The 15,354-nt window shown below is 58.5% G+C and carries 19 protein-coding genes; 3 read left to right on the forward strand and 16 right to left on the reverse strand.

Annotation, left to right across the window (positions count from 1 at the left end; all coding sequences use genetic code 11):
- Window positions 1-376 precede the first annotated feature (376 nt).
- Window positions 377-1,369, reverse strand: a complete 993-nt coding sequence (mreB, locus tag SD70_RS16725) for a rod shape-determining protein (protein WP_041048679.1) — start codon at window positions 1,367-1,369, stop codon at window positions 377-379.
- Window positions 1,370-1,507: 138 nt separating this feature from the next.
- Window positions 1,508-2,503, reverse strand: coding sequence for a C-terminal binding protein (locus SD70_RS16730; RefSeq protein ID WP_041048680.1), 996 nt, complete (start codon window positions 2,501-2,503; stop codon window positions 1,508-1,510).
- A gap of 111 nt (window positions 2,504-2,614) precedes the next feature.
- Between SD70_RS16730 and SD70_RS16735 the strand changes: the two genes are divergently transcribed.
- On the forward strand, window positions 2,615-3,475 hold the full coding sequence (locus tag SD70_RS16735; protein ID WP_041048681.1) for a polysaccharide deacetylase family protein: 861 nt from the start codon (window positions 2,615-2,617) through the stop codon (window positions 3,473-3,475).
- Window positions 3,476-3,517: 42 nt separating this feature from the next.
- Here SD70_RS16735 and SD70_RS16740 read toward each other — a convergent pair whose 3' ends face one another.
- The 9 genes from SD70_RS16740 to SD70_RS38175 all read right to left on the reverse strand — a co-directional run bounded on the left by SD70_RS16740 (window position 3,518) and on the right by SD70_RS38175 (window position 7,598).
- Window positions 3,518-3,973 carry a DinB family protein gene (locus tag SD70_RS16740; RefSeq protein ID WP_041048682.1) on the reverse strand — a complete coding sequence of 152 codons (456 nt, stop codon included), beginning with the start codon at window positions 3,971-3,973 and terminating at the stop codon, window positions 3,518-3,520.
- Between the two features lie 120 nt (window positions 3,974-4,093).
- Window positions 4,094-4,390, reverse strand: coding sequence for a spore coat protein (locus SD70_RS16745; protein WP_041048683.1), 297 nt, complete (start codon window positions 4,388-4,390; stop codon window positions 4,094-4,096).
- Between the two features lie 12 nt (window positions 4,391-4,402).
- Complete coding sequence (locus SD70_RS16750; RefSeq protein ID WP_041048684.1) at window positions 4,403-4,603, reverse strand: hypothetical protein; 201 nt, start codon at window positions 4,601-4,603, stop codon at window positions 4,403-4,405.
- Between the two features lie 30 nt (window positions 4,604-4,633).
- The gene (locus SD70_RS16755; protein ID WP_041048685.1) at window positions 4,634-5,770 is read right to left on the reverse strand and encodes a zinc-dependent alcohol dehydrogenase; all 1,137 of its coding nucleotides are present in this window, start codon (window positions 5,768-5,770) and stop codon (window positions 4,634-4,636) included.
- An 18-nt stretch (window positions 5,771-5,788) separates the two neighbouring features.
- Window positions 5,789-6,151 carry a spore coat protein gene (locus SD70_RS16760; protein ID WP_041048686.1) on the reverse strand — a complete coding sequence of 121 codons (363 nt, stop codon included), beginning with the start codon at window positions 6,149-6,151 and terminating at the stop codon, window positions 5,789-5,791.
- Window positions 6,148-6,375: a hypothetical protein gene (locus tag SD70_RS16765; protein ID WP_041048687.1), complete on the reverse strand. Its 228-nt coding sequence runs from the start codon at window positions 6,373-6,375 to the stop codon at window positions 6,148-6,150. The genes SD70_RS16760 and SD70_RS16765 overlap by 4 nt, the downstream gene beginning before the upstream one ends.
- 166 nt (window positions 6,376-6,541) lie before the next feature.
- On the reverse strand, window positions 6,542-7,102 hold the full coding sequence (locus SD70_RS39290; protein ID WP_052487546.1) for a lactonase family protein: 561 nt from the start codon (window positions 7,100-7,102) through the stop codon (window positions 6,542-6,544).
- The gene (locus SD70_RS39295; RefSeq protein WP_331436800.1) at window positions 7,054-7,500 is read right to left on the reverse strand and encodes a lactonase family protein; all 447 of its coding nucleotides are present in this window, start codon (window positions 7,498-7,500) and stop codon (window positions 7,054-7,056) included. Before SD70_RS39295 ends, SD70_RS39290 begins: the two co-directional genes overlap by 49 nt.
- On the reverse strand, window positions 7,479-7,598 hold the full coding sequence (locus SD70_RS38175) for a lactonase family protein (protein WP_231571256.1): 120 nt from the start codon (window positions 7,596-7,598) through the stop codon (window positions 7,479-7,481). Before SD70_RS38175 ends, SD70_RS39295 begins: the two co-directional genes overlap by 22 nt.
- 136 nt (window positions 7,599-7,734) lie before the next feature.
- Between SD70_RS38175 and SD70_RS16775 the strand changes: the two genes are divergently transcribed.
- Window positions 7,735-8,286: a GNAT family N-acetyltransferase gene (locus SD70_RS16775; RefSeq protein ID WP_041048747.1), complete on the forward strand. Its 552-nt coding sequence runs from the start codon at window positions 7,735-7,737 to the stop codon at window positions 8,284-8,286.
- Between the two features lie 29 nt (window positions 8,287-8,315).
- Here SD70_RS16775 and SD70_RS16780 read toward each other — a convergent pair whose 3' ends face one another.
- From SD70_RS16780 to SD70_RS16800, 5 genes are all read right to left on the reverse strand, one after another.
- Window positions 8,316-9,335: an NADH:flavin oxidoreductase/NADH oxidase gene (locus SD70_RS16780; RefSeq protein WP_041048688.1), complete on the reverse strand. Its 1,020-nt coding sequence runs from the start codon at window positions 9,333-9,335 to the stop codon at window positions 8,316-8,318.
- A gap of 115 nt (window positions 9,336-9,450) precedes the next feature.
- A complete protein-coding gene (locus tag SD70_RS16785; protein ID WP_041048748.1) occupies window positions 9,451-10,218 on the reverse strand; it encodes a M55 family metallopeptidase in 768 nt (255 codons plus the stop codon).
- 258 nt (window positions 10,219-10,476) lie between these two features.
- Window positions 10,477-11,385 (reverse strand): aldo/keto reductase, encoded by a 909-nt coding sequence (locus SD70_RS16790; protein WP_041048689.1) that lies wholly within the window; start codon window positions 11,383-11,385, stop codon window positions 10,477-10,479.
- Between the two features lie 253 nt (window positions 11,386-11,638).
- Window positions 11,639-12,871, reverse strand: coding sequence for an RNA polymerase sigma factor (locus tag SD70_RS16795; protein WP_041048690.1), 1,233 nt, complete (start codon window positions 12,869-12,871; stop codon window positions 11,639-11,641).
- A gap of 9 nt (window positions 12,872-12,880) precedes the next feature.
- Window positions 12,881-13,228, reverse strand: coding sequence for a YciI family protein (locus SD70_RS16800; protein WP_041048691.1), 348 nt, complete (start codon window positions 13,226-13,228; stop codon window positions 12,881-12,883).
- Between the two features lie 1,006 nt (window positions 13,229-14,234).
- On the opposite strand from SD70_RS16800, the gene rsgA reads away from it, so the two are divergent.
- A complete protein-coding gene (gene rsgA / locus SD70_RS16805; RefSeq protein ID WP_394297980.1) occupies window positions 14,235-15,299 on the forward strand; it encodes a ribosome small subunit-dependent GTPase A in 1,065 nt (354 codons plus the stop codon).
- Window positions 15,300-15,354 lie beyond the last annotated feature (55 nt).

The raw sequence follows: 15,354 nt of genomic DNA on the forward strand, positions 1-15,354 counted from the left end.
CACGATGGACACCCTTGCTCTTGGCTAGTGGTTGGCCACTACAAGCCCCCACAGCGGACTTTCACCGCCTAGTTAATCGCCATGCGTGGCGCACTAAAACGAAGACCCGCTGACAGCGAGTCTTCAAATGGACAAAATCCCGGCTTGCCGCGCCTTCATCCGACGCTTTCCGCTGCGCCCGGACTAAGTGAAGAAGGACAAAACATGCGGTGCAACCGCCCTGATTCAGTTCGGCAACGAACGCCCGTAGCTACTCTTTCACGGAGCCGAGCATAATGCCGTGAATGAAATATTTTTGCAGGAACGGAGACAAAAATAGGCCGCTATTGGCAGCAGCCTATGATTCAAATAGGTATAGGCAGGGCGACGGATCGCCCTACTCGCCGAGCAGCTTGCCGGCGCCTATCGCTATGCACTCCAGCGGCCGGTCCGCAACGAACATCGGCACATCGGTTTCCGCCTGCAGCCGGCGGTCCAGGCCGCGCAGCAGCGAGCCGCCGCCGCTCAGCATAATGCCCCGCATCATGATGTCGCCGACAAGCTCCGGCGGGCAGCGCTCCAGGCAGACGCGTATCGCGTCGATGATGCCCTTCACGAAATCTTCGAACAGCTTATAAATTTCCCGCGCATGAAGCGTCATGCTTTGCGGCAATCCGTTCACCATGCTGCGCCCCCGGATCTCCATCTTCTCCTCGGGCTCAGGCTCGACGGCCGATCCGATCGTATGTTTGATCGCTTCGGCGGTACGACGGCCGATGACCAGATTGTAGGCGTGTTTGACGAAATCGACGATGCTTTCGTCGATCGACACCCCGCCCTTGGATACGGTATGGCTGACCACGATGCCGCCTAGCGACACGATCGCCGCTTGCGATACGCCTCCGCCAATATCGATCACCATGCTGCCTACAGGCTCTTCCACGGGCATGCCCGATCCCATTGCTGCTGCGAGCGGCCCTTCGACTGTCGTCACCTTTCTGGCCCCCATCTGCATCATCGTCACTTCTACCGCGCGCCGCTTTACCGGATCGATAAAGCACGGCACGGAAATGACATATTCCGGGCGTTGCACGAAGCGCAGCGGACCGCGCGACTTCCCCATCTTTTTGGCAAAATGGCGAAGCATCGCCAGCGTCATCGGCAAATCGGCGATTACCCCGTCCTGTAAAGGCGAAACGATCTCGAGCGAGGCGGACGTTCGCCCTACCATCGCCTGCGCTTCCGCCCCGACCGCGGCGATTTCCCCATTATCTTTTCTGACGGCAACAAGAGACGGTTCCTGTAGAACGATCCCTTTGCCCTGCTCGTAAAATAGCGTGCTGCACGTTCCCAAATCGATGCCAAAGCGGAAATTCCGCCCTTTCCACACGGCAGTTCACCCCTCTCGGTTTGTTCCGGGAAGCCAGATCGTCCCCGCAGGAAAGTCACAGCATGGTACATTATTCTGGCGTTCTCCGCATTTTGAGGGGGTACCGGCGGAAACGGCATCGTGCCGCAACGCAAGGGCTTACGGTTTTCGCTTGAGCGCTAAAGCCGCTTTCACTTGCGGATTGGCCCAATAGGCCGGGAAGTAGCCGGATAACACATCAACTACATTGCGGGCTACTTTTCGTTTCAGCTCTTGCTCGGACTCCTCGGAATACCACGCGACGTGCGGGGTCACTATGACTTGCTCGAAGCTCAGCAGCGGATGGTCCGGCCGAATTGGCTCCTCCTCCAAAACGTCCAACGCGGCGCCGGCAATGAGCCCTTGCCGCAGCGCCTCGATTAGCGCTTCCTCTGCAACGACCGGACCGCGCGACGTGTTGACGAGAAACGCCTCTCTTTTCATTAGCACAAACTGTTCGCGGCCGATTAAACCTATCGTTTGCTGCGTCAAAGGAGCATGGACGGATACGATGTCGGCGGTGCGGCACAAGGTGGGCAAATCGACCAGCTCAACGGCAAACTCGGCTGCGATTTCCTTCGTTGCGTACGGATCGAAGGCGATCACCCGCATGCCGAAAGCGGCGGCTTTGCGCGCGAGGTTTTGCGGAATGCGGCCGAAGCCGACGAGCCCCAATACGCGCCCGCGGAGACGGTAAATCGGCACGCCCCGTTTATAATCCCATACTCCTCGTTTCACGCTCGCGGCCAGCAGCGCCACTTTTCTGGCCATGCTCAGCATAAGCGCCATCGCGTGATCGGCCACCTCGTCGAGGCAGTAGTCCGTGCAATTGGCGACGACGATGCCTTTTGCCGTAGCGGCCTCTACGTCGATCGTGTTCACCCCTACGCCGTACCGGGAAATCACCTTGCACCTGGTCAAGCTGTCGATGACTCGTTTGGTGATCGGCGCGTATTGGTTCAGAATGGCGTCCGCGTCGTGCGCAGCGGCGATGACCTCTTCCTCCGTCCGGCACTGAGCTCGAACGAACTCCACATTCAGTTCGCTTAAAATGTCTTCTTCGACTTGCAAGCTCTTGTATTCGTAATCCGTAATGACGACTTTATATGCGGCCATGGACGTTCGCCCATCCTCTCATAGTCATTTTGGGATTTTCTATGTCCTTTACATGATTTATCCTCCGGCGGAGAAACTAAATACTACTTTAACCGCAAGGAGAGTCGATAAGTGAACAAGCGTTTGTATATGTCAGTCGGCATCGCCGTTGTTCTTTTGACCGCCTGCAGCGGGACGCGCGCTCCGTCCGCAGGGCAGGGCGCGCAGCAGTCACCCGGTACACCCGGGGCTCCCGGCACCGTAACCGCGCAATCGGCGGCGCAGACGCCGAATTTGGCGGCTGGCCCGGAGAAGACGGTGCGCAAGCCCGAGCCGTTAACGCTCGCGGAATTGCATCAGAAATATCGCAGCACCTTTTTGTTTAACGGGCCGTCTTCCAAACGCCAGGTGGCGCTGACGTTCGATGACGTGCCCGACACCAAGTTTACGCCGCAAGTGCTCGATGTGCTGAAAAAATACGGCGTGAAAGCGACGTTCTTCGCAATGGGCAGCCGTGCTGCCGCTCATCCCGAGATTGTGAAGCGGATCGTGCAGGAAGGGCACGTCATCGGCAACCATACGTACAGCCATCCGAATTTGCCTAAAGTGAGCGACGACGTGTTCCATAACGAAGTTCTCGGCACGGAGCGCATATTGGCCGATCTCGCCGGATATTCGCCGCGCTTGTTTCGCCCGCCGTACGGCAATATCAACGAAGGACAAATCCAGTGGCTCGCCAGCCAGCACTTCTACATTACGAACTGGAACGTCGATTCGCTGGATTGGGAAGGGCTGAACGCCAAGCAGGTCATGAGCAACGTGCTCGGCCATGTCGGCGCTGGCTCGGTCGTGCTTCAGCACGGGGCCGGCGGCACCGGCGAAGATTTGACGGGAACGGTGCAGGCGCTGCCCCGCATCATTGAAAGCTTGCAAAGCAAAGGCATACGCCTCGTGACGCTCCCCGAGCTATTCGACATTCCGAAGAGCAAATGACGATTTCGGCCGGACACTTTCTGTCCCGGCCGATTGTTATGTTCAGGTCTCTCTCACGTATGTAATATAATCGACGTTGACAGGCTCGCTGCCGGCCGCGCGCAGCATCGCATTGATCTGGCCGCGGTGATATTGTCCGTGAAGCGCCAGATGGGTAAGAATGTCGCGGATGGACGTCGTGAACGATTTTCCCGTTTGATTCGTATAAGAAATGACTTCTTCCCAGCTGCCGTTTGCCGAAACTTGCGCCAAATACTCGGTCAAGCTGGCTCTGTTGCGGCTGACGAGGGTACGGCAATCGTCGGCACTCGCTTCCGGCCACAGCGGAATATGCGAGCTATCCTTGCCGAGCAAGCGCGTCAGCCATACTTCCTCGGCTTGCAAAATATGAACGAACAGCCTTATGGCTTGCTCATTCCCATTGCTTCCGCCAAACGCTGCCAAAATGCGTTCGTTAGCCCAATGCAGATGGTCAAACATGCGTGCAATCGCTTCCATAAAGTTTCGCCTCCATTCGGTTCTCCTTCCACATTACTGCGCCGTATCCGCAAATGCAACAAGAGCCGCGAACGGTTCCGCGGCCGGATGGCAGCCGGAGCGTTCGCGGCTCTGCGGAACCTAAGAAGGAAGGCTGAGAGCGGTTTGGGCGTTCGCCAAGTCAAGCCGGATTTGCTCGTCGAGGAAGTACGGGCGGTACAGCCCTTTTTGCATCATGTAGTCGGTTATTTGTCCGTGAGTATCGATCGCTTCCGCCAACTGCTTGCGCAGCACCGTCTTGATCTCGGCTGAAGCGCACTCCGTCAATGCCGCGGAATAGTTGATGATGGACGTTTTGGCCGAAACGAGAAAATCCGCAGCAATGATTTGATCGGTGAGCTTATTCATGCCGGTCAAATGCTCGAGAATCGTGTTCATACCGCTTGCCTCCTATCGGACCGCGTCGGTCAGCAGCCCGCTCAGTTCTTGAATTTGCCTGTTCGACAGCTCCGCGTCCAGGTGCAGGATATGTTTCAGGTCCGGATCGGACACGAGCGCCTGCATCGTCTTCGATTTCGTCATGCATACCGTTTTGAACACGGCAAGTTCGCGGACCTCGCACGTCTCATGCAGTCCGTATGTCTTATTCATGGCCCGTCTCCTCCCGTTTTCAACATCGTGTTACGGCTTCAGTACGACTTTGATGCAGCCGTCCAGCTTGTCGTCGAACAGCTCGTATCCGCGCTTCGCCTGGTCGAGCGGCAGCACGTGGGTTACGACGTCTCCCGGATCGATCGCGCCGCGGCTCACCATATCGTACATCTGCGGCATATAAGGGATGACAGGCGCTTGGCCGGTGCGGATATTCACGTTGCGCTGAAAAATGTCACCCAGCGGGAAGGCATTGTAACGCGCGCCGTATGCGCCGGTAATCTGGATCGTGCCGCATTTGCGCACAGCTTGGACGGCGGCAACGACCGAACCGAGCGCACCGCCTTGCAGCTTAAGCCCCGTCGCCAAAAACTCCAGCGGCGTCATCTTGCCGTCCATGCCGACGCAATCGATTACGACATCGGCGCCGCCCTTCGTTATTTCTTTCAAATAATTGCCGACATTGCTTTCGCGCTCGAAATTGACGGTTTCCACCCGGTTGGTCCGCTCCGCGTGGTCAAGACGGTAGTCGATGTAATCGACGGCGATGACCCGCTTCGCTCCCTTCAGCCAGCAAAATTTTTGCGCAAACAGTCCGACCGGCCCGCATCCGAACACAATAACCGTATCGCCGTCCTGGACGCCGGCATTGTCGACCGACCAATAAGCTGTCGACATCGCGTCGGCGATGACGGCCAGCTTTTCGTCCGGCACCTCGCAGCTTTCCGGTACGCGAAACGGCGTGAAATTGGCGAAAGGGACGCGCATGTACTCCGCTTGTCCGCCAGGATAGCCGCCGGCCGTCTCGGAATAGCCGAAGAAGCCCCCCGATTCGCCATGAGGATTCGAGTTGTCGCATTGGCTCGTCAAATTGCGCTTGCAATAAAAGCATTCGCCGCAGCTTACGTTGAAAGGCACAATGACCCGGTCGCCTTTTTTGACCTTGGTCACCTCCGGACCTGTCTCCTCCACGATGCCCACCGGCTCGTGGCCGATAATGTAGTCTTGGGGCAAGTTCGGAACCATGCCGTGAACGAGGTGCAGATCGGAGCCGCAAATGGCCGTCGCCGTCAGCTTGACGATAATGTCGTCCGCTTTTTCGATGGAAGGTTCCCGGACGTTTTTGACTTCAACGTTTTTAATGCCTTGATAGGTTACGGCCTTCATGGCGTATCCACCCCCATGTTATTGATCCGGCGTCGCAAACAGGCCCAGCCTGGACGTATGGTCCGGGAACAGTTTCATTTGGGCAATCTGCACCGTCGTTATGGCCGATTTCAGATCGAGCGCATACTGTTCGCCGAGCTCGTACGGATGCAGCCAGCCTTTGTTCATCATGAGTGCGGCAGTCTCCTCATGCAGGGCAAGCGCTTCCTCCAACATATTGCGGATGAGCGCTCGAACTTCCGGCGTCACTGCTTCCGCTAACGCGTACGCGCAGCTGCGGACTCCGGATTTGATCGTCAGCAGAAACTCGAGCGCAAGGCTACTGTCGGCCATGTCGGGCATATTGACCGCATTGATCGGGTCTAAATAGTCGCCATTCATTGAATCTCCGCCTCCGTCCCGCGAAAAGGCACCCGCTCGTATGCTTGCCGCAATGCGGCAATGGCCTGCATCGTCTGTTCGACGTCTTTTTGCATCAGCGCTTTCAGCTCCTGATCAAATACGAGACCTTGCATCATTTTCGATTTCGCCAGGCATACGGTTTTGAAGTTCAGAAGCTCGTGCAGCTCCATCGATTCGTGCGGGGCCAATGTTGGCGTGCTCATAGCCGGTCACCTCCTGATTTGATCGACAATGCTATCGTTTCCTTCGATATGCAGCCTATACCGGTTTATGGCATGGAAATCAATACCTCGGCATAAAAAAACAAGCCGGAGACTATTCGTGTAAAAGTCTCGGCTTGTTTAGCTCGCAGATGGTTTTCGGCTAACGTTAAGGTCGGGTCGGGAGCACGCGCAAGCATACCGGTTTGGCAACGTCGATCCGCTGCCCGTTCGGCTGCGGCATCCCCGTTTCGGCTGACAGGCCGAAGATAACGATCGAATCGGAGTCCTGATTGGCCGCCAGAAGGAACGGAGCGCCAGGCACGAGGGTAAAATTGCGCGGCGTCCTCCCGCCGGTGGCAACATGGCCAAGCGGTTCCAATTGGCCTTCATCCAGCACCCGAAAGACGGCGATGCTGTCGTGTCCCCGGTTCGAGCCGTAGACGAACGAGCCGGTCCGGTCGACATGAATGTCCGCGCAAGTGGTTTTGGCTGGGTCGAAGCCGTCCGGAAGCGTGCTGGCGGCATGCGCCGGGGCCAGCGTCCCTTCAGCCCGGTCGTAACGGTAAGAAGCGACCGTCGAATCCAGCTCGTTGATGACATAAACGTAGGGCTGCGTCGGGTGGAACGCCGCATGGCGCGGCCCCGCTCCCGGCGCGGTGCGGACGCGGGCGTGCTCGATCAACCGGCCTTGCGCGGCATCAAGCCGGTACACGAACAGCGTATCCATACCGAGATCCGGAACGAGCCAATACGGCTATCCGGCACATTCACGATCGAATGCGGATGCGCCCTTTCTTGCCTGTCGCTCCTTACGCTGCTTCCTTTATGCTCGATTTGTTGCGCTGCCGGGCCGAGCGTGCCGTCGGCATGGACGGGATGCACCACGACGACGCCGCTCGTGTAATTTACCGTTAGCAGCCATTTGCCGCTTGCGTCCAAGCTGACGTAGCACGGCGCCGCACCGTGCGAACGCTGGCGGCTCAGCTCCGTGATCGTTCCGGTGTCCGGATCGTAGCGGTACGAGACGACCGCCCCGTCGTTCGTTTCGCTGACCGCGAACAACAGCCGGCGCTGTTCATCGGCTGCCAGAAACGACGGATTGTCTATGCCTGACGTGCTGCCGATCCGTTCAAGCCGCCCGCATCGGTATCGAAACGAAGCAAGTGAATGCCTTGTTCGTCTGCCGGCGAATATGTACCGACAAACAGATCGCGATACGTCATGAATCGTTTCCTCCCTGAAAGGAAATGTCTTTAACGTTAACTATACCACATTTCTCCAGCTTGCATCGCATGCATTGGGAGTGCGGATAAGCTATGATTAGGAAAAATGAACAAGTTTGGAGAAAGGGGCTTGGCGATGCTCACCATGCGTACGGTCAATCATTGGGACGAAGAACTGTGGCGCCTCGCGGAGCCTATTTATACGGCGGCGTTCCCGCCCGCTGCGAGCAAGAAGCCGGGGCTGATCCGCAACATGCTGGAGCGGCGCATCTGCTTCCTGCACGTTGCGCTGCGGGATGGCCGGCCTGTGGCGATGGCCGTCACGGCCAAAGATAAGCGTTACAACGCGCTCGTCATCGACTATTTGGCGGTAGCCGCATCAGTCCGCCGTCAAGGCGTAGGGCGCGACTTTGTTGAGCACATCGCTTCATGGGCTGCCGGGGAGCAGCTGCTTGGCGGCATCATCATCGAGGTAGAGGCTGATGCTAACGAAGCGAATGCGGAGCGCATCCGGTTTTGGCAGCGATGCGGGTTTACGCCGACCGATTATGTGCACACGTACATCTGGGTGCCCGAGCCGTACCGCGCCATGTACCGCAAGCTTGCGCCAGACGCCGAACTGCCTGCGGACGGCAAGGCCTTGTTTCGGGCCGTTACCGATTTCCATCAAAAAGCCTATCGGGGGTAGCCGGAGCGTTCCCGATAGGCTTTTCCGCGTCAAAACGCCCGTTCGTACTGCCGCGGCGGCTTCGCCTGCCCCGTCAATCGGCGCAGCGCATGCAGCGCCCAATACGGGTCGCGCAGCATGCCGCGGCCGACGGCGACGAGATCGGCGTCGCCGTTTGCGACCGTCGCTTCCGCGAGCGCCGGTTCGTCGATGATGCCGACGGCGATGACCGGCACCTGCAGCGACTGCTTGAAGGCGCGCGCGAACGGCACTTGATAGCCCGGATAATTGCCGGGCTTGCGGGCGCCGGCCGGCCCTTCGCCGCCGCTGGAGACGTGGAACGCGTCGACGCCGGCTTCGCGGTAGCGGGCCGCCAGCTGCAAGCTGTAATCCAGGCCGTAGCCGCCGTCCATATATTCGACTGCGGACAGCCGCATGAGTAGCGGCATGCCTTCCGGCATGACGCTTTTGACGGCCCGGATCACTTCGACCCCGAAGCGGCCTAAATCTTGCCCGTATTCGTCGTCCCTGCGGTTGAGAGACGGCGAATGGAACTGGTGGATCAAATAGCCGTGCGCACCGTGAATTTCAATCGTATCAAAGCCGGCTTCGACGGCGCGTCTTGCAGCGTCGCGGAATTTGTCCACCATGCCGGTCACCTCGGCCGTGGTAAGGGCGCGCGGCGTTTTTTTGCCCGGTGCTTCGGCGATCGCCGACGGTGCCACGGGAACTTCGGCATCCTGCGCTTTACGTCCCGCATGGGCGATTTGGATGCCGATTTTGGCGCCGTATTTGTGCACTTCCGAGACGATGCGCCGGTAGGCCGGCACATGCTCATCCGACCAAAGCCCGAGGTCGTAGTCGGAAATGCGCCCGTCCGGCTCGACATCGGTCATTTCCATAATGATCAGCGCCGCTCCGCCGACAGCCCGCGACACGTAATGGACAAAGTGCCAATCGTTCGGCGCGCCGTCTTTCGCCTCGACGGAATACTGGCACATCGGCGGCATGACGATGCGGTTTTTCAGCTGCATGTTGCGGATCGTAAACGGGGTTGAAAGCATGGCCATCACTCGTCTCTCCTCTGCCATCCGAATTATTTTCACGGTGTAATCTCCATTTGTATTATATCGGATTGAGGGAGAGCTATCCAATTGGGACAAGACAAGCCGTCCGGCATTCGGCTCACACAGGAAAGTTTCGCAAATCTCGGCTTGCCAGCCGGTACGTGCGTTCGTCAATCCAGACGGCGCCTTCGCGAAAAACCCGTTCGCGGTCAACCGGATTATAGTAGCGCACCTCAAGCGTAAACGGAGGCGCGAAGCCGGCAAACGGCGGAATATCCCGCATCCGTTTGACTGCGTTGGCGGCGCCATTTCTTATGACATCGCATGCCTCGTCCGGTCCCAGATGATCGGCCGCCTCAAGCCCTTCGCCCCATTTGGTAACGGCGGTTTCGATTTGCGGCACGAATAGCTTCGCTTCCATAATGGCTTTGTCGTCGCCGGCGATAAAGATGGTCGGCACGCCCTGAAGGCCGGCAACGAGCGCCCTGCATCCGAATTCTCCGATATAGACGCCGTTCAACTTGTAATAGGCGATCTCGAGCGAAGAATACGTATGGCACAGCGGGGCATGGAACGTGCCCGCCATCGCATGCTGGCCGACGAACAGGACGGCATCGTAGCCGTCAAGGTCGAAATAGGCGCCGCTGTCCCGTAAGTAGGAGCCGCAGGCAATATCTTCCGCCAGCAAGCCGCCGCTGCCGTGTCCGTCCCACACATCGATAACGGCCGCAGGATCGGCGCTGCGAATCCCTTCCGCGCAAGCGGTCACTTCCCGCGCCAGCTGCTTCATTCCGGGCAATTTGCGCTGCAGGTCGTGGCCCCTTGTCTGAGTGAAAGAATCAACGCCGGCTGCGCCCTCGAGATCGGTCAAGATGAAATATCTCATCGCTCCTCCTTGATTCAGGGCTTCGGCTAAGCCCTTCAATATGTCGGCCTTCCGCTCGGTGTGCGCTTTCTCTTTCGGCGCCGCCACTTCGTGCAAGTTCTTTGTTGCTAAATGGCGTGCCTAGTCGGCGGCCCATGCTTAAACTAAATACGTGTTGATGGAGTGCATAGTCAGATCATATGAAATCCGGGTTTTGATGGTCCTTTAAATGAATGCAAAATTATTCCGGTGCCGATGCGTCTTCTCCCCACCAGCACATTACCGGTGCACCGCATACGTATTGGCCTTGGTCAAGGAGCGCAGCTTGGCGGCGGCTTCTTCGGTTAGCGGCGGGACGGCTCCCGCTTCGAGGTTGCGGATCAGCTGCTCCGTTGAGCTGGCCCCCGGTATGGCGGCAGCTACGGCCGGATGCGCCAGCGCGTAACGGATCGCCGTCGTGGTCAGTGAGCCCGCGGCGGACGCTTCGTTCAGCGTGCGTATGACTTCCGTCAGTTCGTCGCGGCTGTAATCGAGATAGCCCTCGTCCGTCACTTTGCGGCTCCCCTGCCCGGACAGCAGCCCTTTGGCCACCGAACCGCGCGCGATCAGGCCGATGCCGCGCTCGGCCAAGAGCGGCAGCACCTGTTCCTCGGGCCTGCGGTCAAGCAAGCTGTACTGACTCATGACGCTGACGATACGGGAGCGCGCTGCATATTCGCGAATGACGTTCGGGCGGATCGAGGAAATGCCGTACGAGCGGATCACCCCTTCCCGCTGCAGCTCCTCGAACGCTTCGATCGTCTCGTCGACCGGATCTTCGATCGTTCCCCCGTGCAGCTGATACAAGTCGATATAATCGGTTTGCAGACGCCTCAAGCTTTCTTTGACCGCTTCTTTGATGTACGCCTTCGACGGATCCCAGACCCAGCCGGCTTGTCCCGGCACCCGGCGGTTGCCGACCTTGGTCGCAATAATCGCGTCGGAACGGCGCCCGCGCAGCGCTTTGCCGACGAGCTCCTCATTCAGCCCTCCGTCGTAAAGATCGGCGGTGTCGAACAAATTGACGCCGCGCTCGAGCGCTTCGTGGACGATTCGCACGGCCGTCCGCTCATCCGTCCCCAGCGACATGCAGCCAAGCCCGATTTCGGTTACGTATAAGTCCGATTGCCCCAATCGATTGCGTTTCATCGCAGCCTCCTTTTTGAATTTAACATAATATTTGTTATGTTAATTCTCTATGTAATTTCTCCTGCCATTCCATTTTATTCATTTTTTGCAGAGATGTCGAAATGCGCCTCGCGCGCTCGTTATTGTAACGCGGCGCTAGTGATGGTGCACGCATAGGCGCTAATATAACAATTTTAGGAAAAACGCAAACAGGTCAAATCACGGAACACGTGGTCCGTAATTTAACCTGTTTTACGTACGTGCCGGTTGCCGGTTACGTCCGATTTATTTCGCCGGCCTGCCTCATCAGAAACTCGCGTACGGACAGTTCCGCGCTGAGCCCGATGGCTCGGCTGTAAGCGTCCCCGGCCTCCTCATATTTTCGCATCCGTTTGAATAAGTGGGCAGCAAGCGCCCAGTACGGCTGGTAGCTCTTAACCGCTTCATTCGGGATCGCTTCCAGCAGCGACCATCCCGCATCTGCGCCGCGCACCTCGGCGACGGCGGCGGCTCGTCCGACCAGCGCCCCGATCGTAGGCGCAAAGCGCACAAGCCCCTCGTACAGCAGAGCAATTTCTTCCCACTCGGTGCGTCCTGTCCATGCGCGTTGGGCGTGCACCGATTGAATCGCCGCTTCGAGCTGGAAACGCCCGATGCGGCCTGCTTGCGCGGCACTCTGCAAACAGCGCTCCGCTTCCTCCATCATCGGCCTCAGCCAAAGCGATATATTCTGCTCCGAGAGCGGTACGTAGCTCCCCTTCTCATCGCGGCGCGCGTCACGGCGCGCCTCGCAATGCAGCATGAGCGCCAGCAGCCCTTGCACTTCCGGCTCGGCCGGCATGAGCCGCGCGAGCAGCTTTCCGAGATAGATCGCCTCTTCCGCCAACCCTTTGCGGCGCGGGTCTACTCCGTCAACGTCGTCCCAGCCGCTACCGTAGGCGGCGTAAATCGCTTCGAGCACGGCGTCGAGCCGCTGCGGCAATTCGTTCGTGCCGGGCAGCTCAAACTTGAGGCGGGCATCGCGTATTTTCGCTTTCGCGCGAGTGAGCCGCTGCCCCATCGCCGACGGCTTGACGACGAACGCGGACGCTATGCGGGCAGCGTCCAGTCCGAGCACAGTCTGGAGCATGAGCGGCGTACGCACGCTGGGGTCGATCTCGGGATGGGCGCATAGAAACAGCATTTTGAGCCGTTCGTCGGGGAATGCCGCGTCGAAGTCGGCGAACCGATCGGCTTCATCCGCCATAACGGAGAGCGACCGCACTGCATGGTCGTGCACGCGGGCCCGGCGGGCGCCGTCGACGAGCCGCCGCCGCGCAGCGGTGAGCAGCCACGCTTCGGGCTTGTCCGGCACGCCGGCGCGAGGCCACGTTTCCAATGCAGCGACGAAAGCGTCGGCCAGCGCGTCTTCCGCCGCCGCGAGGTCGCGCCAGCTTACGGCCAAATAGGCGACGAGACGGCCGTAGCAATCGCGGGCCGTCCGTTCAACGGCGTTATGGGCGTTCATAGCGGTTTGTCATTTGATCGGCGGAATATTTTGCCGTACTTCCACCGCATTGTTGGGACAACGGGAAGCCCACTCCAGCGCGGTGTCCAGATCGGGCACATCGATGACGAAAAAACCGCCGAGCTGTTCCTTCGTCTCGGTAATCGGCCCATCCTGCACAAGCATCTCGCCGCCCTGCCGCCTTAAGGACGCGGCCGTCTCCGGAGGATAAAGGCCGGAGCTGCTCACGACGATGCCGGCGTCGCGCAACGCTTTCACATAGTGGGCCCAGCCCGCCATATAGTCCTGCTGCTTGAGCGGATCGTTGCGGTGCGAGAACTCCTCCGGGGTTTCATAGAACAAAAGCGTGTAATGCATCGTAATTTCCCCTCTCAAAATGTTCTGAGTGCCCTGCTTGTTCACTCGATAACAAGACGATCCGGTTGGATCAATTTCGACAACGACCCGAAAATATTTTTTGCGTGAAGAGGAAGCGGCCTAGGCCGAACCAAGCATGAACGGCTCGGCCGGTTCCCGTCATGCCGCGCATTTTCCGCCAAACGTGGCGGCGCTACGGCGCTTGCGCGTCAGTAATTAGCTATCATATATGAACCAGTCTGCGCTATGCGATTACACGATCAAAACTCGGAAAACCGGAGCGAAGACCGTTCAAAACCGCTCGAAGCTTGCGAAAACGAACATTTTCTGTAAATTGCGACTTTCGTGACGCTATTCTGGGGCAGATTTATTAAAAAATCCGTTTAACGTCCGAGAGTTCCATATACAGCGAACAAAATTCGTTGTTTTCGCACTTTAGGGCGCTAATCCACACTGTACGCCAATTTGTTCCTACAGAGCGTCTCTGCATTCTCAGCATAGCGAACTTGGACTTTAAAAGGCAACGCTCGCGCAATAACGCGGGATGCCGCATTGCGAGCCGCCTGACTGGTAGGTGCAATTGATCCGCAGATTTTCAGGCTGCCCGAGAAAGGCGGAGCTGAGGATGGGAATGTGGTTCGACGAGCGCAGTGTGCGCCTTTGAACTCGTGTTCCCGCTATGTTTTCCCTTTCGACGGAACACGAGTTCAAGGAAGCCGGAGTCTCACATTCCCGATCCGCAGTGCTGCCATACTTTCTCGGGCGGCTTTAGATTTTGAAAGCGTTGGCTTTCCTCCCGAATCAAGAAGCGGCTCGCGGAATTGTGTACTCCGCTTAGTGAAACAATGGCTATTCCCACATTAACACGTCAACCGCATCGCATGCAAAACGGTTCCGAGCACGCGCCATGCGGGAAAAAATCGTTTCAGCCAAACTGCCCCGTGTCCGTTCGCGAGATGGCGACTATACTAAAGTCATCATCCTACCAAAGAAAGAGGCTATTACGTTGATATTGCGACAATGGGGCTGGAATCCCGAATGGAACGAGCGGTTCGAGCCGTGGCGGCGGCAAGGCTGTACGCCGGGCCGGGTTGCGCTTGAGCATAAACATTTATATACGGTCTATACCGAGCATGGCGAGCTGCTGGCGGAAGTGGCCGGCAAGCTGCGCTATGAAGCGGCGGGCCGCGCCGAATATCCGGCTGTCGGCGACTGGGTGGCGCTATCCGTCCGTCCCGAAGAAGGACGGGCGACGATTCGCGGCATCCTGCCGCGCTTCAGCAAATTTTCGCGCAAAGTGGCCGGCAGCGTTACCGAAGAGCAGATCGTCGCCACCAATATGAATACGGTTTTTATCGTGACATCGCTGAATCAGGATTTCAACGTGCGGCGGGTGGAGCGGTACCTGGTTCTCGCTTGGGAAAGCGGCGCCAACCCGGTCGTTCTGCTCAGCAAGGCGGACCTGAGCGACCGGATTGAAGAAGCCGTATCCGCAGTCGAATCCGTCGCAGTCGGCGTGCCGATCCACGTCATCAGCTCGCTGGAAAATAAAGGTCTGGACGCGCTCGCCCCTTATGTTGGCGAAGGCCAAACCGTGGCGCTGCTCGGTTCCTCGGGCGTCGGCAAGTCGACGCTCATCAACCGCCTTGCCGGCGCCGACGTGCAGGCCACCGGCGACATTCGTCTGGACGACGGACGAGGCAAGCATACGACAACGCACCGCGAGCTGATTGCGCTGCCCGGCGGCGGGCTGCTCATCGACACGCCGGGGATGCGCGAGCTGCAGCTGTGGGATGCGGACGACGGCCTTGGCGCCTCGTTCCAGGACGTGGAGCAGTTCGCCGCACAGTGCCGGTTTCCGGACTGCCGCCACGACCGCGAGCCGGGCTGCGCCGTCCGCACCGCCCTGAGCGACGGCTCGCTCGACCGGGCCCGTTATCAGAGCTACGTCAAGCTGCAGAAAGAGCTTGCCTACTTCGCCCGCAAAGAAGACAAGGCGCTCCAGGCAGCGGAAAAGAACAAATGGAAAAAAATTCATCAGGCCAATAAAAAGCGGCACATCCGCACGTAACCGCATTAGCGAAAAAACGTCTGCGCAGCTCCGGGGGAGCGGTCGCAGACGTTTT

The organism is Gordoniibacillus kamchatkensis (genome assembly GCF_000829455.1).
GTDB lineage: Bacteria > Bacillota > Bacilli > Paenibacillales > NBRC-103111 > Gordoniibacillus > Gordoniibacillus kamchatkensis.